The organism is Solimonas terrae (assembly GCF_011067135.1).
GTDB lineage: Bacteria > Pseudomonadota > Gammaproteobacteria > Nevskiales > Nevskiaceae > Solimonas > Solimonas terrae.
In genome coordinates, this window is the sequence record NZ_JAAMOW010000002.1 from 227,096 (window position 1) to 247,869 (window position 20,774).

Below are 20,774 nucleotides of genomic sequence, written 5' to 3' on the forward strand. Positions count from 1 at the left end.
CATGGCTGACGGTACCAATCGCTTTCCCAAGATCACTGAAGAAGGACTCGCCGACCTGCGGCGTCGCATCGGCGTGCCGATCACCGACACGGTCGAGCCCTGGAACTACGAAGCCACGCGCGACGGCATCCGTCACTACGCGCACGGCATCGGCGACGACAACCCGCTGTGGTGCGATCCGGCCTACGCCGCCAAGACCAGGTACGGCACGGTCGTCGCGCTGCCGAGCTTCCTGTTCTCGCTGAGCCGCATCGTGTCCGGCTACTGCGGCGGCCTGTCCGGCGTGCACGCGATGTGGGCCGGCGCCGACTGGACCTGGCACAAGCCGGTGCTGCGCGGCGACATCATCACCACGCAGGCCTATCTCAAGGATCTGGTCGAGCACCAGACCCGTTTTGCCGGCCGCTCGTTCCAGCAGATCTATCACGTCGACTTCTTCCGTCAGGGCGAGAAGGTTGCCGAGTGCGATTCCTGGGTGTTCCGTACCGATCGCGACGAAGCGCGCGAACGCGGCACCAAGTACACGGAGACCAAGGGCAAGGTCGTGCCGTTCACCGACGAGCAGCTGGCCGAGTGGTACAAGCTCTACGCCGCCGAGGAAATCCGTGGCGCGAACACGCGCTACTGGGAAGACGTCAAGGAAGGCGAAGAGATTCCGCGCATGATGAAAGGCCCGATGACGGTGACCGGCTTCATCGGTTACGCGCAGGGCTGGGGCGGCCTCTACATCCGCGCCAACAAGCTCGCCTGGAAGATGCAGTCCAAGCATCCGGGCCTGGGCATCAAGAACCGCTTCAACGTGCCGGACTGCCCGGAACGCGTGCATTGGGACGAGGCCTTCGCGCTGGAAGTCGGCGCCCCGGGTGCCTACGACTACGGTCCGGAGCGTTGCTCGTGGCTGACGCACCAGCTCACCAACTGGATGGGCGACGACGGCTTCCTCGTCAAGAGCAAGTGCCAGATCCGTCGTCACAATCCGGACGGCGACGTGATCTTCATCGACGGTGTGGTCACCCGCAAGTTCGTCGAGAACGGCAAGTACTTCGTCGAGATCAGCCAGAAGGCGATCACGCATCGTGACGAGCTGTCGGCGAGCGGCGTGGCCATCGTCGAGCTGCCGAGCCGCGGCTGAAACGCCGAACAAGCTGCTGCGCGCGTTCACACGCTGCGAAGCGGTGCTTCGGTCGTGCTCACCCTCGCGCGAGGGCGGTGCTCGCAATGCTCACGTACTGATGTACGTTGCGCTTGCTGTGATCCGTCCTCGCGCGACCTGCCTTCGCTCGCTACGCTTCTCCGGCGTTTCATCCGCTCATTTGATCGTCGTGCGAGGGTCGCGCCCATGGGGCGCTCATGCACAGGGTGATGCGAGAAATCGCTGCCGATGGCAGGAGCGCGCCTTGGCCTTGCGGCCAAGGCTGCGCGCGACCCGCGTCGTTCTGCGCTGACGGACCGGGTCAGCGCTTTCTGTAAGGATTGTCGTTTTCCTGCCGAGGCCCGTCTTCATCATGTCCGACGCAAACGCCAAAACCTGGGCCGGCCCGCTGCAGGGCATCCGCGTGCTCGACTTCACGCGCGTGCTGGCCGGTCCGGCAGCGACCATGGCGCTGGCCGATCTCGGCGCCGAGGTGCTGAAGATCGAACCGCCCGGCACCGGCGACGACACCCGCACGTTTCCGCCGTTCCGTGACGAGGTCAGCCACTACTTCATCAGCGGCAACCGCGGCAAGAAAAGCATCGTCATCGATCTCAAGACCGAGGCCGGTGTCGCGCTCGCCAAGGATCTGGCCGCCCAATGCGACATCGTCGTCGAGAACTACCGGCCGGGTGTGATGGACCGTCTCGGTCTCGGCTACGAAACCCTGTCGGCACTCAATCCGCGTCTGATCTACTGCGCGATCTCCGGTTTCGGCATGACCGGTCCGCTGCGCGACAAGCCGTCGTTCGACATCGTCGTGCAGGCGCTGTCCGGCGCGCTCAGCGTCAACGGCGAGCCGGGCGGTCTGCCGACCAAGCTCGGCATCCCGCTCGGCGATCTGGTCGGCGGCATCAACGGGCCGATCGCCATTCTCGCCGCACTGCACGAACGCAGCGTCACCGGCCGCGGGCGCCTGATCGACGTCAGCCTGCTCGACGGCCTGGTCGGCATGCTCGGCTATCTCGCGCAGCTGGCGTTCTTCACCGGCGAAGACCCGAAGCCGCAGGGCTCGCAGCATCCGAATCTGGTGCCTTACGGCGTGTTTCCCGCCAGCGACGGCTCGATCATCATCGCCTGCCTGACCAATGCGTTCTGGGCGCGCATCTGCAAGGCGCTGGGCATGGACGAGCAGATGCTCGATCCACGCTTCGACACGCTGCAGAAACGTCGCGATCAGCGCGCGCTCGTCAACGAGATGATCTCGGAACGGACGCGGCAGAAGACCGTCGCCGAACTCGAAGCGCTGCTGTCGGAACACCAGGTGCCGAACGCGCCGATCCTGGGCATCCGCGAGGCCCTCGCGCAGCCGCAGGCAGTCGCCCGCGAGCTGGTCGTGGAGACCGAGCACGCGGTGCTCGGCAGGATTCCGATCGTCAACCGGCCGATCCGCTTTCCCGGCGATCCGCAGCCGGTGCCGACCGCGCCGCCGGTGCTCGGCCAGCACACAGACGAGATTCTCGGCGAGGTGCTGGGCCTGTCGGCAGAACGGATCGCGCAGCTGCGCGACAGCAAGGTCGTCGGCTGAAATGCGCCGCCGCCGCATGGCGCGCCGCGTCGTGCGAAGCCCCTGCAGGCGTCGGCCACGGGCCTGCACGGCGCCGGCCAGCGTCGGGGCGGCGAGGTTGTCGCCCGGCCGCGATTCGCCGATCATTGGACAGCGCTGTTGATTTGACGGCGACACCCGCCGACCCCGTTGGCGCCGCCCGCAGAGGCGGCCGGTCACACAAATTGCCCTGAGGAAAACTGCATGTCCGAGCTGAGATTCGACCAGCGTGTCGCCGTCATCACCGGTTCCGGTCGCGGCCTCGGGCGTGCCTATGCCGAACTGCTCGCCAGCCTCGGCGCGCGGATCGTCGTCAACGATGTCGGCGGCAGCCTGAAGGGCGAGGGCGCCGACGTCGGTCCGGCGCAGGAAGTCGTCGACGCGATCAAGGCCGCCGGCGGCGAGGCGGTCGCGAATACCGATTCGGTGGCGACCGAGCAAGGTGGCCGCGCCATCATCCAGTCGGCGCTCGATCACTACGGCCGTATCGACATCCTCATCCACAACGCCGGCAACGTGCGTCGCGCGCCGCTGCGCGAAATGAGCTACGACGATTTCAATGCCGTGCTCGACGTGCATCTGCGCGGTGCCTTCCACGTCGTGCGCGAGGCCTTCCCGCGCATGTGCGACCAGCACTACGGCCGCATCGTGCTGACCTCGTCGGTCAGCGGCCTGTACGGCAACAAGCAGGTCGTCAATTACGCGACTTCGAAGACCGGCATGATCGGCCTGTGCAATGTCGCCGGCCTCGAAGGCGCCGAGCACGACGTCAAGTGCAACATCATTGCGCCGGGCGCGGTGACGCGCATGGCCGAAGGCCTGGACACTTCGGTCTATCCGCCGATGGGGCCGGAACTGGTCGCACCGCTGGTCGCGTGGATGTGCCACGAGCGATGCAATGTCAGCGGCGAAATCCTCAGCGCGATGGCCGGCCGGCTGTCGCGCATGTATCTGGCCGAGACGCCGGGCGTCTACCGGCCGTCATGGACGATCGACGAAGTCGAGGCGCACATGGCCGCGATCCGCGACACGACGAAGGATCCGTGGATCCTGCCGCCGGTGCCGATGGGCCAGCCCGATCACATCCGTCGCAGCTTCGAGATGGCGCGCAAGGGCGGCGCATGAAGATGCCGCGCCTGCTGATGTCGGCGCTGCGCGAACGGTCCGCCGCACGCTCGATGCCCGATCGTGAAGCATCGTTCGAGCATGGCGGCTATCGGCTGGCCTACGAAGTCTACGGCCCGGATGAAGGCGAGCCGATCATCCTCGTGCACGGCATCCTGCTCAACACGCACTGCAACCGCGATGTCGCGACCTGGCTGGCGGCCGAAGGTTATCGCGTGATCCTGCTCGACCTGCTCGGCCACGGCCGCAGCGACAAGCCGACCAGGGCCGCCGAGCACCGTGTCGATTTCTACGCCGAACAGCTGCTCGGCCTGATGGATCATCTCGGCATCGAACGCGCGATCCTCGGCGGCCTGTCGCTGGGCGCGGTGACGACGCTGACCGCGGCCTGCATCGCGCCGCACCGCGTGCGCGCCCTGCTGCTGGAAATGCCGGTCGCCGAAAGCGGCGTGCCCGCCGCCGCGCTGTTCCTCGTGCCGCTGATGCTGACCACGCATTACGCGCGGCCGGTCTGGCGCCTCCTGACGCGCTTCATGCGCTGGCTGCCGGAGTCGCCGTATCCGCTGCTCAACAGCGCGATCGTCGCCGGCCGCTCCGACCCCGAAGTCATCCGCGCCGTCCTGCACGGCGTGCTGGTCGGGCCGATCGTGCCGTCGCAGCGTCGCCGTCGCCACGTTCAGCAGCCGACGCTGGTCATCGGCCACGCCGGCGATCCGCTGCACGCGCTGGCCGACGCCCGCGCGCTGCGCCGCCACATGCCGAACGCCGAGGTGCTGGTCGCCCGTTCGCTGATCGAGCTGCGCACCCGGCCCGAGCGCCTGCGGCCGGACATCCTCGCATTCCTGCATCGCGTGCGGAGCGACGGCATCGGCTGCCGGCTGCCGGCAGCCGCCGCCGCCAATGGCTGAAACGGGACGAGCGCGATCCGGCGGTTGTGATGGTCGGAAACGCCGAACAGGTCCGTCATCGCGAGGCCGCGTGACAGCTACGGCGATCCGGATGTCTCGTTTGCGTCGCGGGATGCTGGATTGCGTCGTCGCCTCCGCCTCTCCGCAATGACGCGCTGGGGGCTGATTCAGTTCTTCCCTAATCTTCGATGACGGCGAGGCCGCGGCGCCTGAGGTTTGCCAGGGAATCGAGCATGCCCTGCAACACCTCGGCTGGGTGCCCCGCCCAGTCTTCGACGATGCCGACCACCTTCAGCGGTTCGCGCGTGCGATAGGACGCCGTCGGATTGCCGGGAAATTTCCTGTTCGTCAGATTCGGATCGTCCTCGAACGGCCCGCTCGGTTCGACGAGGTAGATGTAGCCGCGGCCGTCCAGACCCGCCAGCGACATCGCCAGCTCCGCCGCCCAGATTGCGGACTCCAGACGCGTCGAGAAGTAGATGTGATTGGAAATCCGGCCGTCCTCGAAGTTGGACTTCTGCCCGGCGACCAGCCACTCACCGATCGCGAGTCCGGCTTTTGTGCCGTGATAGAACGGGCCGGCAAGCTCTTGGCAATTCTCGTGCGAGACAGGGATCCACTCGTTGTCATTCATGGTCAGAGAGCGTCGTTGATGAGGGGGCGGTGCCCGGATTAAGCGGCAGCGGGGCAAGATCGCGAGGTGCAGCGGAGCGCCGATCAAGCCCGCTTTTCGTCGGCCAGTGCGAAATGCGCGATCTGATCGTCATACGCCTTCGTGAATGCCGGGCGGCTGGCGACACGCGCCACGTAGGCTTCCGAGGCGGGGCGCGTGCCGAACGCGCGCAGCGTCGGCACGCGCAGGACATCGGCCATCAGCAGGTCCGCAACCGTGAAGCGATCGGCGGCGAGCCACTCGCGCTGGCCCAGAACATTCTCCAGCTGATCAAGACGCTTGCCCACCCAGCCGGTGAACGCATTGTCGGCGGCGCCGGAAATCGTCAGAAACCACCACGGGACGCTCACCATCTCGATCGAATTGAGAGCGGCAATGACCCATTGCAGCGTCTGCGCTTCGCCCGCCGCATCGCGCGGCATCAGCCGGTCGCTTTTCCGTGCAAGGTGCAGGAGCCCGGCGCCGCTTTCGAAGATTTGCAGATCGCCGTCGCTCAGGAACGGCACCTGTCCGAACGGCTGGCGCTCCAGATGGTTGGTCTCGCGGCCGTCGAACGGCACCGTCTGCACCGTGTAGGGAAGGCCCGCTTCCTCGCACGCCCATCGCAGACGCAGGTCACGTACAAAGCCGCGAGGCATTTCGGGCACCCAGTCGTAGGTCCAGATCGTCAACTCGCTCATTCTCAAATCCTCCTGGAAAACGGTTCAAAGCTTGAACTCGGCAGCATCGCAAAGCGGCGTCGGCTTGAATGAACGCTTGAACCGCACTCGATGTTCCATTTCAGGTTTCGCCCTCACGATTGCGGGTCGAGCCCGAAGACACGCAGTTCCTGGTCGCAGCGACAGGCCCGGGCGATACGCGCCGCCCACGCGACGGCGTCATCGCGCGACGGCAGTTCCAGTACCGTGAAACCGCCGTTCAGCGCCGGCGCCCAGGGATAGCCACCGCTTGCAACCGAGCCGTCCGCCGACACGAGCACGGGCGGCACGTCTTCGTCGATTCCGCCGCCGAACACGTAAACCCCGGCGGCCTTTGCCTCCTCGATCGCGGCATGCGCATCGCGGCCCGCCGCTTCCCGTTCGCTGTCCGATACGACCATCGCCGCGCTAGGGAACGAGATCAGGTATTTGGCCATCGCGCGCCTCCTCAGAATTGACGGTGGCCGCGGCGTGGGCGCGGCCGAACAGCTGAGTTCATGTTCGACAAGCCTCGACCGGGCTGGCGCCGGAATCGGTCTTCCGTGGCAAGTGTCCACGCGCATGGCCTGCACCAGCCACTACAACCCGTTCACGCCCCGCGCCGACGCATCGCCCGTGAATTGCCAGCTTCCCTGTGCTTTGTGCAGCGTCAGCGTCCGGGTACCCTTGTACACGACAACTTTGCCCTGTTGCGTCCCGGTGAACGTCACGGGATAGACGGAGTACGCACGGTCTGGGTTCAATTTCTTATGAATGGGTTTGCTGATCGCCATCTGGATCGCCGCGATTGCGGTACGGCCTCGCAACGACGGATCTTGCAGCGACGCTGGCGCGCTCAGGCTGGGTTGGCGGCGGTCGTGTTCCCGGCGTAGCGCTCGCGCAACTCCCGCTTGAGGATCTTGCCGCTGGCGTTCTTCGGCAGTTGCTCGACGATCACGACGTGCTTCGGCGTCTTGAAGCCGGCGATGCGTTCGCGGCAGTGAGCGATGACGGTCTCGGCGTCGAGCACCTGTCCGGCGCGCGGCACGACCACGGCCATCACGGCTTCGATCCAGCGCGGATGCGGAACGCCGAACACGGCGACTTCGGAAACGGCGGGGTGCGTGAAGATCGTTTCCTCGACCTCGCGACTGGCAACGTTCTCGCCGCCGCTCTTGATCATGTCCTTCTTGCGGTCGACGACGCTCAGATAACCCTCGTCGTCCATCACGCCGAGATCGCCGCTGTGGAACCAGCCGTTGCGAAAAGCCTCGGCGGTCTTCTCCGGGTTCTTCCAGTAGCCGAGCATCACGTGCGGGCTGCGGTGGACGATTTCGCCGACCGTGCCGGGCGGCACGGGCCGATCGTCGTCGTCGACGATGCGGGTTTCGACATTCAGCACCGGCTGGCCGGCCGAGCCGAGCTTGCGCAGCTGGTCTTCGGGCCGCAGCACGGTGGCGCAGGGCGACAGCTCGGTCTGCCCGTAGAAGTTGAACAGCCGGACCTGCGGCAGGCGGGTGCTGAGTTCCCGGATGACCTCGCGCGGCATGATCGAGGCGCCGTAGTAGCCCTTCTTCAGGGACGACAGGTCGCTGCGGTCGAAGTCCGGGTGGCGCAGCAGCGCGATCCACACCGTCGGCGGACAGAACAGTTTGGTCACGCGCTCCTGCGCGATCGTCCGCAGCAGCGTCGCCGGGTCGGGGCCCGGCAGGATGATGCTGGTCGCGCCGAGGTAGAGATCCGGCGTCAGAAAGGCGTCGAGCTGCGCGCAATGGAACAGCGGCATGGGATGAATCGAGATGTCATCGCCGCGCATCTCGCCGTCGATGATGCAGCTGGCGTAGTGCGCATACAGGCAACGGGCCGAGAGCAGGGCGCCTTTGGGTCGTGATTCGGTGCCGCTGGTATAGAGCATCTGCACCGGTTCGTCGTCGCCGATCGCCACATCCGGCTCCGTCGCGTCGGCGTGCTGCATCCAGTCCTGTGCACACTCCCAGCCGGCCGGCGGCGCGATGCCCTTGTCGCGGATCACGCCGCGGACCTTGAGCGTCAGCCCGGCCTGCGCGATGGCGGCCACCGCCACCTCGGCCAGCGCGTCTTCGGCGATCACGCCGCAGACTTCGGCATTGCCGAGGATGTAGGCGATCTCGTCGGCATTCAGCATGAAGTTGATCGGCACCAGCACGGCGCCGAGCCGGGCGACGGCGAAGCGGATGACGACGAACGACAGGTTGTTGCGCGACAGCAGCGCGACATGATCGCGGCAGCCGATGCCGCGCGCCGCCAGTGCCTGCGCGGTGCGGTTCACGGCCTCGTCGAGCGCGGCGAAGCTCAGACGCTGCTCGCCGTAGACCAGCGCGGTCCTGGCCGGCACGCGTGCGGCGCTGCGGCGCAGCAGGTCGCCGAGGCGGTGGCCGCGCGCGGCCCCGATCGGGTCCGGTACTTCGTTTGCTGTGGCTGTCATTGGTTTTCGGGTTCCGGATCGTGGTGCGGGCAAAGCTGCGCGAGCGCGTCCGGACTGTCAACGCCGGGTTCCGGTTTCCGCCGGCTGGCGCGGCGGGACCAGCGGCCGCGCCCGGCCAGTCAACGCCGCTCGTTTCCAGACTGCAGCATTTTCGACGATCATGTTGGTGAAGAGCAGCAGATCCACAAAAGACGCGCTCCCGAAATCCGATCCCGAGGTCCCCGGCATGAGCAAACTATCTCTCGTCGATGACGCCTTTCTGCGTCTGGAAAGCCGTCGCCAGCCTTTGCACATCGGCATGCTGATGCTGTTCGAGCCGCCAGCCGATGCGCCGCCGGATTTCGCCGCACGGCTGGCCGAGCGCCTTGGGAAATCGGTGCAGGCCGTGCCGCCTTTCAACCAGCGCCTCGCGCAGCGCCGCGGGCTGCATTACTGGCAGGAGGACGACGACTTCGACCTCGCACATCACTTCGTGCACATGTCCCTGCCCAAACCGGGCCGCATCCGCGAGCTGCTGGCGGTCGTCTCGCGCGTGCATTCCGTGCACCTCGATCGCGCCTATCCGCTGTGGCGCATGTACCTGATCGAGGGGCTGGAGGACGGCCGCATCGCGGTCTACCTGAAAATCCATCATTCGGTCGTCGACGGCGTGGCCGGCATCCGCATGCTGATGAAGTCGATGTCGAACGATCGCGCCGTGTCGGCCGAGATGCCGCCGCCCTGGGAAGTCGGCGCCGCGAGCAACAAGATGCAGGCGATGCCGATTCCGGTGCCGGCCGTCGAGGGCTTCAGCGCCCTCAAGCTGATGGCGCGCGAAGGCGTCAACGCGGCGATGCCGGTGATCCGCCGGGTACGGCAGACCCTGCGCGAATTCCGCAACGGCGATCCGGACATCGCGCTGGCCGGCGAGGCGCCGCGTTCGCTGCTCAACAGCAAGCTCAGCGCCACGCGTCGCTTCGCCGCCCAGCAATATTCGACGCCGCGCATGCGCGCGGTCGGCAAGGCCGCCGGCGCCACGCTCAACGACGTGGTGCTGGCGATGTGCGGCGGCGCCCTGCGTCGCTATCTGCTGTCGCTCGGCCAGCTGCCGGACAAGCCGCTGATCGCCGGCGTGCCGATCTCGATCCGTCGCGACGACACCGCGTTCGGCAACGAGGTCGCTTTCACGATCGCGCACCTGGCGACCAACGTCGAAGATCCCCTCGAACGCCTGCAGGCAATCAAGCGCTGCATGGACAAGAACAAGGAACGCCTGCAGGCGTTCTCTCCGGCGCAGGTCATGGCCTATGCGGCCACCATGCTGATGCCCGGCGCACTGAACATGCTGTTCGGTCGCTCGCAGCACAACGCGCTCGGCAGTGTCGTGGTCTCGCACGTGCCGGGACCGCGCGAGGACATCTACTGGCAGGGTGCGCGGCTGACGGGTCTGTATCCGGCGTCGCTGCTGTTCGACACCCTGGCGCTGAACATCACCGTGATCAGCCGGCACGACTACGTCGACTTCGGCCTGATCGCCTGCCGCAAGTCCGTGCCGCAGATGCAAAGACTGCTCGACTATCTCGAGGACGAACTGGCCGCGCTCGAAGCCCGCGTCGGCATCGTTGCGAGCAGGGCGGTGACAAGCGCGGTGCCGGCGACGCCGGCGACCTCGTCGGGCAAGCCGCCGGCCGCGCCGGCGAACAAACGTCCGGCCACGCGCCGCAAGCCGGTTTCGAGGAAGGAGCCCGCTTGACCGTGAAATGGACTGTCGAACGGATGCCGCCGCAGAGCGGGCGCATCGCCGTCGTCACGGGCGCCAACAGCGGCCTCGGCCTGCAAACGGCGATCGCACTGGCCGGTGCCGGCGCGAAAGTGGTCATGGCCTGTCGCAGTCCCGCCAGGGCCGCGGCGGCGCTGGACACGCTGCGTGAGCGCGTGCCGCAGGCCGATGCCGAGCTGATGACGCTGGACCTGTCCAGCCTCGCATCGGTGCAGGCGTTTGCCGACGCCTACCGGCAGCGCCACGCGCGGCTGGATCTGCTGATCAACAATGCCGGCATTCTCGGCGCGCCGTTCGGGCGCACGGTCGACGGCTTCGAGAATCACCTCGGCACCAACCACTTCGGTCACTTCGCGCTGACCGGCCGACTGATCGACTGCATCCTGGCGACGCCGGGCGCGCGCATCGTCACGGTCGGCAGCCTTGGCCACTGGCGCGGCAAGCTCGATCTCGACGATCTCGACTACCAGCGCACGCCGTATGTGCCGTTCGCCGGTTATGCGAACAGCAAGCAGGCCAACCTGCTGTTCGTCACCGAGCTGGCACGGCGGCTGGCGGCGAAAGGCTCGGACGTGATCGCAGCCGCGGCCCATCCGGGCGGCGCCGACACGACGATCAAGCCGCGCACCGACAGCTTCAAGCAGCGTTTCGAGGATGCGGTGATTGCGCCGATCGCGCGCCGATACCTGATCAACACCGCGGCACAGGGCGCCTTGCCGACGCTGTACGTGGCGACCATGCCGGGCGTGCAGCACAACGACTACTACGGCCCGGATGGCTTTGCCGGTCTGCGCGGTTATCCGGCCAAGGCGCGGCGTCGTGGCAATGCCTGCGACCCGGCGCTGGCGCGACGGCTCTGGGCGCTTTCCGAGACGCTCACCGGCGTCGCGTATCTGGATTAGTCCTCGGAACTCCTGATCGCGCTTCGTGGCGGGCCGTTCGTCGCTCGTGTTTCGGCGCAAGCCGAAACGTATCGAGGGACCGTCTTCGACAGGATCGTTGCGCGATCACTCGGGGCGAACGGGGCGAACGTCTTTGGCGCTTCGCCGCGCGCAATCACTAATGGACACGCATGTCTATTAACGGTAGCATCAAAAACCCATCGCCAATGCATCAGAGCGGGCAGCTGCGTGCGCATCGACGCCGTACTGCGCCAAGGCCCGCCGGCACGGCCGCCATCAAGAGGAGAGAGCGTCGATGAAGATGTCAGGAGAGCAGCGGATCGCTGCGCAGCGCGAGCAGGTCTGGCAGGCGCTGAATGACCCGGATGTTCTCAAGCGCTGCATTCCCGGCTGCCAGTCGCTGGCCAAGGAATCCGACACGCGCATGGTCGCGACCGTCGAAATCAAGATCGGCCCGATCGGCGCGCGCTTCAACGGCGCGGTCGAACTCGCGGACATCAACGCGCCGGACTCGTACACGCTGATCATGGAAGGCCAGGCCGGCACAGTCGGCTTCGTCAAGAGCATCGTCAAGGTCAAGCTGCAGGACGACGGCGGCAACACGCTGCTGACCTGGGATGCCGATGCGCAGGTCGGCGGCCGGCTCGCACAGCTCGGCGGGCCGATCATGGACGCCACCTCCAAGCAGCTGGCCGCGCGCTTCTTCTCGCAGTTCGCCAACATCATCGCGCCGACCAGGAAGGCCGCGGTCGCCGGGCAGCCGGTCACCGCGGGTGCCGCTGGCGGCACCGTCTATGCACCCGCCTCGGGCGGCTCGCGCATCGCCTGGCTGCTCGCGGTTCTCGTCGCCGGGCTCGTCGGCTACCTGTTCGGCCGCGGCATGAACGCCGATCCGCATTCCGAATGGATGGGCATCAGCATCGGCCTGCTGCTGGTGATCGTCGGCGGTGCCGGCGTGCTGCTCGGACGCCGCAGTGCGGCGCCGGTCGTCACGCTCGATGCCAACCTGCTGGCGCAGCTCCTGGAGAAGAACCGGTGAAGCCGGCGCCGTTCGATTACTACGCGCCGGCGACGATCGAGGAGGCCTGCCAGCTGCTGAGCGACGCCGGTGGCGGCGCGACGCTGGTCGCCGGCGGCCAGACGCTGATGCCGCTGCTGGCGCTGCGCATGAGCCAGCCGTTCGTGCTCGTCGATCTCAACGGCATCAAGGCGCTGAAGGGCATTTCGCGTCAGGCCGGGCGCACGCGCATCGGCCCGATCACGCGGCAGAACGAAGCGATCGCCGATGCCACGCTCAATGCCGCGCAGCCGCTGATCGTCACTGCGGTGAAGCACGTCGGCCATCACCAGACACGCAACCGCGGCACCATCGGCGGCTCGATCGCGCTCGGCGAACCCGCGGCCGAACTGCCGGCGACGGCCGTCGCGCTCGGCGCATCGGTCGAGGTGCGTTCAACGCGCGGCACGCGCCAGATCAAGGCGGACGAGCTGTACTTCGGCCCGTACGCCACGGCGCTGGAACCCGATGAAATGATCACGGCGATCGACGTGCCCGAGTGGCCGAGCGGCACCGTCAGCGTGTTCCGCGAGATCGCGCAGCGGCCCGGCGATTTCGCGCTGGTCGGTCTGACCGGCGCGGTGACGATCGACAACGGCCGCATCACGCGCGCCGGCATCGCCTGGTTCGGCATGGGGCCGACGCCGATCAAGGCGCGTCAGGCCGAGAGCGCCCTGATCGGGCAGGAGATTGCCGCGCTCGACGCGAAGGCGATCGCCGAGCTGGCGATTGCCGACACCGCGCCGTTCGATGATCTGCATGCGACGGCGGAATACCGACGCACCGTCGGCCGCCGCGTGTTCACCCGCGCGCTGAGCGAAGCGCTCGACCTGAGGGCCGCGGCGTAGAGCGCAATTCGCAAGCGGCAGGAAACCAATCTCCCTCTCCCCCGACAGGTGTCGGGGGAGAGGGTTGGGGTGAGGGGGTGACGGATCGAGCGCTGCAGCGCGCGTCTTCACCCCGAACCGCTCCGCCATCGTCTTGCGATGAAGGAGAGGGAAGTGTTGCGGAGGAGATTTTCAGGATGTTCATCATGACGAAGGCGGCCACATGAGCACGCACCAGATCCAACTGACGATCAACGGCCGTCCGCAGCACGCGACCGTAGAAGGCCGGCTGACGCTCAGCGATTTCCTGCGCGGCGATGCCGGCTGCACCGGCGTGCATGTCGGCTGCGAACACGGCGTCTGCGGCGCCTGTACGGTAATGGTCGACGGCAACGCCGTGCGCAGCTGCCTGATGCTCGCGGTGCAGGCCGACGGCTGCACGGTGACGACGGTCGAAGGCCTCGCCGCCGAAGACGGCACCCTGCATCCGGTGCAGCAGGCGCTGCGCGACGAACACGGTCTGCAGTGCGGCTTCTGCACGCCGGGCATCGTCATGACGCTGGCCTCGCTGACCGCGGCCGACAACAAAGCAGCGCCGGACAAGGTGATGAACGCGCTGTCCGGCCACATCTGCCGCTGCACCGGCTACCAGGGCATTCGCCGCGCCGCGCGCAAGCTGGCCGGGGGTGCGGCATGAACGCGCCGGAAATGCTCGACACCAAGACCCAGACCCAGGCGCACGCCCAGGCGACCGGCTACATCGGCAAGCGCATGGCACGCACCGAGGACGCGCGGCTGCTGACCGGCCGCGGCGTCTATGTCGACGACGTCGGCCTGCCCGGTGCGCTGCAGGTGGCCTTCCATCGCAGTCCGATCGCGCGCGGCCGCATAAAGTCCATTGATCTGTCGGCCGCCCGGCAGTTGCCCGGCGTCTATGCGGTGCTGACCGCCGACGACCTGGCGCGCTTCAAGGTCGACATGCTGAGCTTCTTCCTCGCCGCGCCGGTCGTGCCGGTGCCGGTGCTGGCCACCGACTGCGTGCGCCATGTCGGTGATCCGGTGGCGATGGTCGTCGCCCAGGACCGCTACATCGCCGAGGATGCGGCCGGCCTGATCGTCGTCGACTACGACGAGGAAGATCCGGTGGTGACGCTGGCCGACGCCAAGACCGGTCCGCTCGTGCATCCGGATGCCGATTCCAACGTCGCCGCGGCGACCGGCAACGAAGACCCGGACGAAGACCTCGAAGCGCAACTCGCGAACGCGCCGCATCTCGTCACCGTCGAATTCGAACACCAGCGCATTTCGCAGTCGCCGATGGAAACGCGCGGCGTCGTTTCCGCGCCGCAGGGCTCGGGCGAGCTGACGATCTATCTGTCGTGCCAGGGGCCGCAGCTCAACGCGCGCTGGTTCGCGCAGGCCTTCGGCATGCCGCAGACCGCGATTCGCGTGATCTCCAAGGACGTCGGCGGTTCGTTCGGTCTCAAGGGCCAGCCGTGGCGCGAGGAAGTCGCGGTGGTGCTCGCCTCGATGCTGCTCAAGCGGCCGCTGAAGTGGATCGAGGACCGTCTCGAGAACCTCACGTCCGCCAACCAGGCGCGCGAGCAGGAGATCAAGCTGCGCGTCGCGTTCGACGCGGACGGCAAGCTCGTCGCCTCGCACGCCGACTACGGCCTCAACAACGGCGCGTATCCGCAGGGCGCGGACAGCAACATTGCCGTGATGATGTTTCTCTGGGGCGCGCACAAGCTGCCGGTCTTCGATTTCCACGCACGCGGCTGGTTCACCAATACCGTCGGCCTTGCGGCGTATCGCGGGCCCTGGGCGCTGGAATCGCTGGCGCGCGAGGTGCTGCTTGATCGTGCCGCGCGGCAGATCGGCCTCGATCCGATCGAGATCCGCCGCCGCAACCTGATCCGCCGCGAGGATCAGCCGTGCACGACGCCGATGGGCCTGGAGCTGACCGACATCAGTCCCGCCGAATGCCTCGATGTGCTGCTTGAAAAGATCGACGTCGCCGCATTCCGCGCCGAGCAGGCCGAGGCGCGCAAGCAGGGTCGCTATCTGGGCCTCGGCTTTGCGACCTACATCGAGCCGACCGCCGGCAGCACCGGCATCGGCGTACTGATGAGCGAGTCCGCGCATATCCGCATCGAGCCGACCGGCAAGGTCAGCGCCGTGGTCTCGACGCACTCGCAGGGCCACGGCACGCAGACGACGATGGGCCAGGTGATCGCCGAACGGCTGGGCGTGCGCTTCGAGGACGTCGCCGTCTACGAGGACGACAGCTCGCGCGGCGGCTACGGCTCCGGCGCCTACGGCAGCCGGCAGGCGGTCGCCGGTGGTGGCGCCTGCATCCGCGCGGCCGATCTGCTGGTCGACAAGATCAAGCGCATGGCGGCTTATCTGCTGAAGGTCGAGCCGGATGCCATCGTGCTCGGCGACAGCATGATCCGCGCGCTCGGCGACAAGGAACAGGTCGTGTCGTTCCGCGATCTCGCCGACATCGCCTACGGCGAGCCCGAGCGCCTGCCGGAAGGCATGGATGCCGGCCTGGAAATCCAGTACCGCTACCGGCCGCCGCCGATCACGATGACCAGCGCCGCACACGCCTGCATCGTCGAGGTCGACGCCGACACCGGCTTCGTCAAGATCAAGCGCTGGGTGACCAGCGAAGACTGCGGCAACATGATCAATCCGGCAGTCGTCGAAGGCCAGATCGCCGGCGGTCTGGCGCAGGCCATCGGCGAAGTGCTGATGGAGGAAGTCTCGTTCGACGCGCGCGGCAATCCGACCGCGGTGACGTACAAGGACTACATGCTGCCGACGATCTTCGACGTGCCGGAGTTCGAATATCACCACGAGGCCTCGCGGCCGTCGATCGCCGAAGGCGGCTTTCGCGGTGTCGGCGAAGGCGGCTGCATCATCGGTCCGCCGACGCTGGTCAATGCCATCGCCGATGCGCTCGCACCGTTCGGCGAACTGAAGCTGGAATTCCCGCTGACGCCGTCGCGGCTGCTCGCGCACATCGAGGGCCGTCGCGAGATCGCCGAGCGCGCCGCGCCGGCGGAGTCCGCACCGTTGCCGGTGCCCGAATCCGCCCGTGCGGCCAGCGAATCGGCCAGCACCGTCGAGAACCTGCCGGCGCCGTCGGCGCCGCAAGAGCCGGTTGCTGCGAGCACCGCCGTGCAGGTCGACGGCGAATGGAAGTTCGTGCTGTCGACGCCGATGGGCCCGCAGGCCTTCACCGGCCGCATGAGCACCGACGGTGACCAGCTCACCGGTGTGTTCATCATGAACATGGACGAGGCGCACTTCACCGGCACCGTCAGCGGCAACCAGCTGAAGTGGGATCTGAAAGTCACCAAGCCGATGAAGATCACGCTCAAGTACGAAGCGCAGATCGACGGCGACAAGCTCACCGGCAAGTGCAAGATGGGCATCTTCGGCAGCGCCAAGCTGGTCGGCGAGCGCGTGAGCACCTGAGGCGCCGGTGACGAACGTCGTCGTCATCACCGGCGGCGCCGGCGGTATGGGCCTGGCCACCGCGAAGCTCGTCGGCCGGGAAGGGTTCCACGTCGTCCTCAGCGACGTGAACCAGGACCGGCTTGACGCGGCCGTGCAGGAGCTGGCGCCGCTCGGCATCGCATCGACGGCGGTATGCAGCGACATCGCCGATCGCGCCTCGGTTGAAGCGCTCGTCGATACCGCCAGACAGCGCGGTCACGTACGCGGCGTTGTGCACACGGCCGGCGTCAGCCCGCAGATGGGCGATGCCGCGTTCATCGTCAGGATCAACGCCCTCGGCACCGTCAACATCGCGCAGGCCTTCCTGCCGTGCGTCGACGAGGGCTTCTCGCTCGTCAACGTCGCCTCGTCGGCTGGCCACATGCTGCCGGGCTTCATGCTTCCCACCGGCGTCTACAAGCTCGCCTTCCGTGATCCGGACGCGCTGACGCGCAAGCTGACGACGCGCGCCCAACGCGGTCCCAAGAAGCTGCGTTCCGGCATGGCGTACGCGCTCAGCAAGAATTTCGTCATGTGGTACACGCGCCAGCTCGCCGCCACTTACGGCGCCAAGGGCGGCCGTGCGGTGTCCGTCTCGCCCGGCTCATTCGACACGAGCATGGGCCAGCTCGAAAAGAAGAGCGGCTCCGACAAGCTGCTCGACTACGCGGCGCTCAAGCGCTTCGGCAAGCCCGAAGAAGTCGCGGAACTGCTGGCGTTCCTCGGCAGCGGCAAGGCCGCCTACATTTCGGGAACCGACATCCTGATCGACGGCGGCACCAAGGCCGGCTTCGGTCTCAAGGGCTTCATCGCCATGGCGCGCGGCGGCTAGCGCCGGCTCTACACGCGTCACGCGCCTCCTGCGCACGTCCCCGCATCCGGGGCTCGCGGAAGCCGACTTCCTCGCCGTGCCGCACGGTTCGTCGTCGCCGCATTGGTCCGCACTCTCGAAATCGACGAACGGACGATGCCTAATTTCGTCTTCACCGCCGATGCCTAAGGCGCGCCGGGGGCGGTGCGGTGCTCAACAGTGTGCGGATCAAGCGGGGGATAAAACTGATAGCGCTCGCCGAGCGTTACGGCCGCCCAGGCCAAATGAGCGAACAAGTGCTTGTAGTGTCGGTCAGCCCGCTGCGAATGATCACTGATACCAATCTACTTCAGGTAAGACCGAATCACCTTAATAAGGTCTTCAATCTCATCAGCCGCAGCGCCTTCCATGGGGACAAGGTGAGTCCGGAGATGACCTTCCAAGACCTCGTTCATCAGACCGTTTACCGCACCACGGATTGCCGCAATCTGCTGGAGGACTGCGCCGCACTCAGTGCCCGTTTCAAGGGCCTTTTCGAGGCTACCGAGTTGGCCCCGCATGCGCCGAACTCGATTGAGCAGGGGTTTCTTGTTCTCAATCGTGTGACTCAATTTCCGATCTCCACTATACTGGGGGTAAGTATATAAAAGTCGACTTGCCCCCGCTATGAAACTGCATTCTCACGCCTTCAACGAAGGCAACCCTCTGGCTGAGAACCGCACACGCTGGGCGATCTTGCTGACTGCCGTGATGATGGTCGCTGAAATCACCGGCGGCTGGGTGTACAACTCGATGGCGCTGCTGGCCGATGGTTGGCATATGAGCTCGCACGCCCTTGCACTGGGTCTCGCGACGGGGGCCTATTGGCTCGCTAGACGTTTCGCCAACGATCGGCGGTTTGCATTTGGCACCTGGAAGATTGAGATCCTGGGTGGCTTCACGAGTGCACTATTGCTTCTTATGGTGGCGTTCTCGATGGCGTATCAGTCCATAGAGCGGCTGTTTTCCCCGGCGCCGATTCACTTCGACCAAGCGATCGCCATTGCCTTCGTAGGTCTGCTGGTAAACCTGCTGTGTGCCAAGTTGCTGCATACCGGAAGCGCACACGGACACGATCACGCTCATCCTCATCATGAGGAACATCACGCGCATCTCCATGAGGACCTGAATCTGCGGTCAGCCTATTTGCATGTGCTTGCTGATGCCGCGACCTCGGTCTTGGCCATTGTCGCTTTGTTTGGCGGGAAGCTCTGGGGTGCGAATTGGCTGGACCCAACCATGGGCATAGTCGGCTCGGTGCTCGTGGGCGTTTGGGCGGTTGGATTGCTAAAGACCACTGGCAAGGTCCTGCTTGATGCTGAGATGGATGCGCCTGTGGTGGAAGAAATCCGACAGGTGATCGGGGAGAGCCCGATAGAGGCGTCGATCTCTGACCTGCATGTGTGGCGGGTCGCTGCTGGCAAGTACGCCTGCATACTCGGGGTGTCGGTTGATGGCGAGGCCAGCCCTGACGATTTCCATCGCCAACTGGCGATTCACGAAGAGCTTGTGCACGTGACAGTTCAGATTGACCGCAACACCGCTAAATCTTCGTCGATATAGGACGACCAGGCGGGAAATAATCTGTTACGGGCATCTGGCGAGAATAAGTCAGTGGCCGTCCACTCCTGGCACTGATCAGCCTTCCCACGACCAGAAAATAATCGACGATGTCGGCGCAGTGACAGGTTTGCACCGGCGCAGGGCCGCTGTGCGCCGCGTCGCAGCTATCGTATTCAGCCGCTGCGGCTGCATTCACTCCTGCTCTAATGTACACCTGTGTACACTTGCACATGCGTCCATCCTGGACGCCGGCAGTCGGCCCAGCGGCGACCGCCATTATCGTGCAGTGAGGAATCTGCTGTGAGCCTATCGATCCCCGTTCTCGGAACCTACCACTGGGGTCTGTCCCTGCTGACGATGCTCGTGGCGCTGGCGACGCCGTTTCTGGTCGCGCCGCTGGTCAAGCGCATTCCGGCATTCCGTGAGATCAGCCAGCTCAACGCCGCAACGGCCGAGCAGCGGCAGAAGCGCAGCTTCTACATGCCGGTGCAGAACCGCAGCAAGCTGTGGGGGCTGGCGACGTATCTGGTGTTCTTCATCGCCGTCATTCCGTTCATCGTCACCGCCGATGCTCAGCCGTGGTGGCAGATCCCTCGGGACATCTTCGTGATCCTGATGGTCTACGACTTCTTCTACTACCTGACGCACCGTTTCGCGTTTCACGACGGCGGCTTCGGTCCCGGTCCCTTGATGTGGGTACACGCGATCCATCATCAGAACCGCAATCCCTGTCGCATGGATTCGAACTACCTGCATCCGCTGGAAACCAGCATCGGCGTCGCGCTGTACGGCGTGACGGTCGGCGTGCTCGGTTGGCTGATGGGCGATTTCCACATCGTGACCTTGATCATCACGACGATCGCGTTCTCGGAAATCAATCTGCACAACCATGATCTGATGGAGACGCCGGACCGTTTCCCGTACCGGTATCTGCGCTACATGTCGCGCATGCACCACGTCCATCACTCGCGCTTCACGACCGGCAACTTCGCGACGATCACGCTGTTCTACGACTGGCTGTTCGGCACCTACGACACCGGCAATGGCTGGGGTCGCGGCAAGACGGACACGCCGGAAACGGCGGTCTCTGTAGTCGAAGCCTGAGCAGCGCGCCGTCGCCGCCGACGGCTGTGTCTACAGCTCCGCGCCGATCTCTTCACACCAGGCCAGCCAGGCCTCCTCGAAGCGGATGCCGAGCCTGAGCGTCAGCTCGGGATGGTGATAGCGCTGGCGCACGGCAGCGGGCCGCTTGCCGATCTGCTCGTGCAGCATGCGGTACAGCGCCAGGGTCTGTTCGTGCTTGCGACGGTGGCTTTCGACTTCCGCGCGCAGCGCGTCGCTGCCGAGACGGCGGCCGCAGAAGATCTTCACCAGCAGCGGATCGCGGATCTTGGTCGGCGTCGCGGCCTTGGTCAGCAGCGCGTCCAGCTCGGCGGCGCCGCGGGCGTTGAGCGAATAGACCTTCTTGTCCGGCCGGGTTTCCTGGCTGACCGTCTCGCAGTCCACCAGCCCTTCCTCATGCAGGCCGTGCAGCTCCTTGTAGAGCTGCTGGTGCGTGGTCTGCCAGAAGAAGCCCAGCGAGGTGCGGAAGCGCTGCAGCAGGGCATATCCCGAGCCGGGCTCCACATCGAGCAGACCCAGCACGGCCAGTTTCAGCGACATACGGCTCTCCGGTGCAGACGCTTCAGGGTGCGTTGACATTATGCAATTAATTGCATAATGTC

The 20,774-nt window shown here is 66.1% G+C and carries 21 protein-coding genes; 13 read left to right on the plus strand and 8 right to left on the minus strand.

All coding sequences use genetic code 11. The features are described 5' to 3' along the window. The first annotated feature begins 1 nt into the window (after position 1). From G7Y85_RS04635 to G7Y85_RS04650, 4 genes are all read left to right on the plus strand, one after another. A complete protein-coding gene (locus G7Y85_RS04635) occupies positions 2–1,132 on the plus strand; it encodes an FAS1-like dehydratase domain-containing protein (protein ID WP_166252523.1) in 1,131 nt (376 codons plus the stop codon). A 373-nt stretch (positions 1,133–1,505) separates the two neighbouring features. Then, a complete protein-coding gene (locus tag G7Y85_RS04640; protein WP_166252526.1) occupies positions 1,506–2,720 on the plus strand; it encodes a CaiB/BaiF CoA transferase family protein in 1,215 nt (404 codons plus the stop codon). A gap of 222 nt (positions 2,721–2,942) precedes the next feature. Beyond that, positions 2,943–3,863 carry an SDR family NAD(P)-dependent oxidoreductase gene (locus tag G7Y85_RS04645; RefSeq protein ID WP_166252529.1) on the plus strand — a complete coding sequence of 307 codons (921 nt, stop codon included), beginning with the start codon at positions 2,943–2,945 and terminating at the stop codon, positions 3,861–3,863. Further along, positions 3,860–4,771: an alpha/beta fold hydrolase gene (locus G7Y85_RS04650; protein WP_166252533.1), complete on the plus strand. Its 912-nt coding sequence runs from the start codon at positions 3,860–3,862 to the stop codon at positions 4,769–4,771. Before G7Y85_RS04645 ends, G7Y85_RS04650 begins: the two co-directional genes overlap by 4 nt. A 178-nt stretch (positions 4,772–4,949) precedes the next feature. On the opposite strand, the gene arr is transcribed toward G7Y85_RS04650, so the two are convergent. From arr to G7Y85_RS20400, 6 genes are all read right to left on the minus strand, one after another. Next, the gene (gene arr, locus G7Y85_RS04655; protein ID WP_166252536.1) at positions 4,950–5,405 is read right to left on the minus strand and encodes an NAD(+)--rifampin ADP-ribosyltransferase; all 456 of its coding nucleotides are present in this window, start codon (positions 5,403–5,405) and stop codon (positions 4,950–4,952) included. Positions 5,406–5,488: 83 nt separating this feature from the next. Further along, positions 5,489–6,124, minus strand: coding sequence for a glutathione S-transferase family protein (locus G7Y85_RS04660; protein WP_166252539.1), 636 nt, complete (start codon positions 6,122–6,124; stop codon positions 5,489–5,491). Positions 6,125–6,237: 113 nt separating this feature from the next. Then, positions 6,238–6,579, minus strand: a complete 342-nt coding sequence (locus tag G7Y85_RS04665) for a YciI family protein (RefSeq protein ID WP_166252542.1) — start codon at positions 6,577–6,579, stop codon at positions 6,238–6,240. 141 nt (positions 6,580–6,720) lie between these two features. Beyond that, positions 6,721–6,915, minus strand: coding sequence for a hypothetical protein (locus G7Y85_RS04670; protein ID WP_166252545.1), 195 nt, complete (start codon positions 6,913–6,915; stop codon positions 6,721–6,723). A gap of 62 nt (positions 6,916–6,977) precedes the next feature. Further along, positions 6,978–8,585 (minus strand): acyl-CoA synthetase, encoded by a 1,608-nt coding sequence (locus G7Y85_RS04675; RefSeq protein ID WP_166252548.1) that lies wholly within the window; start codon positions 8,583–8,585, stop codon positions 6,978–6,980. 57 nt (positions 8,586–8,642) lie between these two features. After that, on the minus strand, positions 8,643–8,771 hold the full coding sequence (locus G7Y85_RS20400; protein WP_277817126.1) for a hypothetical protein: 129 nt from the start codon (positions 8,769–8,771) through the stop codon (positions 8,643–8,645). Between the two features lie 40 nt (positions 8,772–8,811). Between G7Y85_RS20400 and G7Y85_RS04680 the strand changes: the two genes are divergently transcribed. From G7Y85_RS04680 to G7Y85_RS04710, 7 genes are all read left to right on the plus strand, one after another. Further along, positions 8,812–10,317, plus strand: coding sequence for a WS/DGAT/MGAT family O-acyltransferase (locus G7Y85_RS04680; protein WP_166252551.1), 1,506 nt, complete (start codon positions 8,812–8,814; stop codon positions 10,315–10,317). Between the two features lie 2 nt (positions 10,318–10,319). Further along, positions 10,320–11,246, plus strand: coding sequence for an oxidoreductase (locus G7Y85_RS04685; RefSeq protein ID WP_206675497.1), 927 nt, complete (start codon positions 10,320–10,322; stop codon positions 11,244–11,246). A gap of 295 nt (positions 11,247–11,541) precedes the next feature. Beyond that, entirely contained in the window at positions 11,542–12,285 is a 744-nt protein-coding gene (locus G7Y85_RS04690; protein ID WP_166252557.1) for an SRPBCC family protein, read from the plus strand. Further along, positions 12,282–13,151, plus strand: coding sequence for an FAD binding domain-containing protein (locus G7Y85_RS20595; RefSeq protein ID WP_166252560.1), 870 nt, complete (start codon positions 12,282–12,284; stop codon positions 13,149–13,151). The genes G7Y85_RS04690 and G7Y85_RS20595 overlap by 4 nt, the downstream gene beginning before the upstream one ends. Positions 13,152–13,353: 202 nt before the next feature. Further along, positions 13,354–13,827 (plus strand): (2Fe-2S)-binding protein, encoded by a 474-nt coding sequence (locus G7Y85_RS04700; RefSeq protein ID WP_166252563.1) that lies wholly within the window; start codon positions 13,354–13,356, stop codon positions 13,825–13,827. Further along, entirely contained in the window at positions 13,824–16,616 is a 2,793-nt protein-coding gene (locus tag G7Y85_RS04705; protein ID WP_206675498.1) for a xanthine dehydrogenase family protein molybdopterin-binding subunit, read from the plus strand. Before G7Y85_RS04700 ends, G7Y85_RS04705 begins: the two co-directional genes overlap by 4 nt. Positions 16,617–16,623: 7 nt before the next feature. Beyond that, positions 16,624–17,469, plus strand: a complete 846-nt coding sequence (locus G7Y85_RS04710) for an SDR family NAD(P)-dependent oxidoreductase (protein WP_166252566.1) — start codon at positions 16,624–16,626, stop codon at positions 17,467–17,469. 323 nt (positions 17,470–17,792) lie between these two features. On the opposite strand, the gene G7Y85_RS04715 is transcribed toward G7Y85_RS04710, so the two are convergent. Then, entirely contained in the window at positions 17,793–18,059 is a 267-nt protein-coding gene (locus G7Y85_RS04715; RefSeq protein ID WP_166252568.1) for a metal/formaldehyde-sensitive transcriptional repressor, read from the minus strand. Between the two features lie 55 nt (positions 18,060–18,114). On the opposite strand from G7Y85_RS04715, the gene dmeF reads away from it, so the two are divergent. Next, complete coding sequence (gene dmeF, locus G7Y85_RS04720; protein ID WP_166252571.1) at positions 18,115–19,050, plus strand: CDF family Co(II)/Ni(II) efflux transporter DmeF; 936 nt, start codon at positions 18,115–18,117, stop codon at positions 19,048–19,050. A 300-nt stretch (positions 19,051–19,350) separates the two neighbouring features. Next, positions 19,351–20,154, plus strand: coding sequence for a sterol desaturase family protein (locus tag G7Y85_RS20600; RefSeq protein ID WP_206675499.1), 804 nt, complete (start codon positions 19,351–19,353; stop codon positions 20,152–20,154). 30 nt (positions 20,155–20,184) lie between these two features. Here G7Y85_RS20600 and G7Y85_RS04730 read toward each other — a convergent pair whose 3' ends face one another. Continuing rightward, the gene (locus G7Y85_RS04730; protein WP_166252574.1) at positions 20,185–20,712 is read right to left on the minus strand and encodes a PadR family transcriptional regulator; all 528 of its coding nucleotides are present in this window, start codon (positions 20,710–20,712) and stop codon (positions 20,185–20,187) included. Between the last annotated feature and the right edge of the window lie 62 nt (positions 20,713–20,774).

Excerpts from the sequence above, each read along its gene's own strand:
- G7Y85_RS04635 (WP_166252523.1), top strand. The coding sequence starts at position 2 with ATGGCTGACGGTACCAATCGCTTTCCCAAGATCACTGAAGAAGGACTC.
- G7Y85_RS04640 (WP_166252526.1), top strand. The coding sequence starts at position 1,506 with ATGTCCGACGCAAACGCCAAAACCTGGGCCGGCCCGCTGCAGGGCATC.
- G7Y85_RS04645 (WP_166252529.1), top strand. The coding sequence starts at position 2,943 with ATGTCCGAGCTGAGATTCGACCAGCGTGTCGCCGTCATCACCGGTTCC.
- G7Y85_RS04650 (WP_166252533.1), top strand. The coding sequence starts at position 3,860 with ATGAAGATGCCGCGCCTGCTGATGTCGGCGCTGCGCGAACGGTCCGCC.
- arr (WP_166252536.1), bottom strand. The coding sequence starts at position 5,405 with ATGAATGACAACGAGTGGATCCCTGTCTCGCACGAGAATTGCCAAGAG.
- G7Y85_RS04660 (WP_166252539.1), bottom strand. The coding sequence starts at position 6,124 with ATGAGCGAGTTGACGATCTGGACCTACGACTGGGTGCCCGAAATGCCT.
- G7Y85_RS04665 (WP_166252542.1), bottom strand. The coding sequence starts at position 6,579 with ATGGCCAAATACCTGATCTCGTTCCCTAGCGCGGCGATGGTCGTATCG.
- G7Y85_RS04670 (WP_166252545.1), bottom strand. The coding sequence starts at position 6,915 with ATGGCGATCAGCAAACCCATTCATAAGAAATTGAACCCAGACCGTGCG.
- G7Y85_RS04675 (WP_166252548.1), bottom strand. The coding sequence starts at position 8,585 with ATGACAGCCACAGCAAACGAAGTACCGGACCCGATCGGGGCCGCGCGC.
- G7Y85_RS04680 (WP_166252551.1), top strand. The coding sequence starts at position 8,812 with ATGAGCAAACTATCTCTCGTCGATGACGCCTTTCTGCGTCTGGAAAGC.
- G7Y85_RS04690 (WP_166252557.1), top strand. The coding sequence starts at position 11,542 with ATGAAGATGTCAGGAGAGCAGCGGATCGCTGCGCAGCGCGAGCAGGTC.
- G7Y85_RS04700 (WP_166252563.1), top strand. The coding sequence starts at position 13,354 with ATGAGCACGCACCAGATCCAACTGACGATCAACGGCCGTCCGCAGCAC.
- G7Y85_RS04705 (WP_206675498.1), top strand. The coding sequence starts at position 13,824 with ATGAACGCGCCGGAAATGCTCGACACCAAGACCCAGACCCAGGCGCAC.
- dmeF (WP_166252571.1), top strand. The coding sequence starts at position 18,115 with ATGAAACTGCATTCTCACGCCTTCAACGAAGGCAACCCTCTGGCTGAG.
- G7Y85_RS04730 (WP_166252574.1), bottom strand. The coding sequence starts at position 20,712 with ATGTCGCTGAAACTGGCCGTGCTGGGTCTGCTCGATGTGGAGCCCGGC.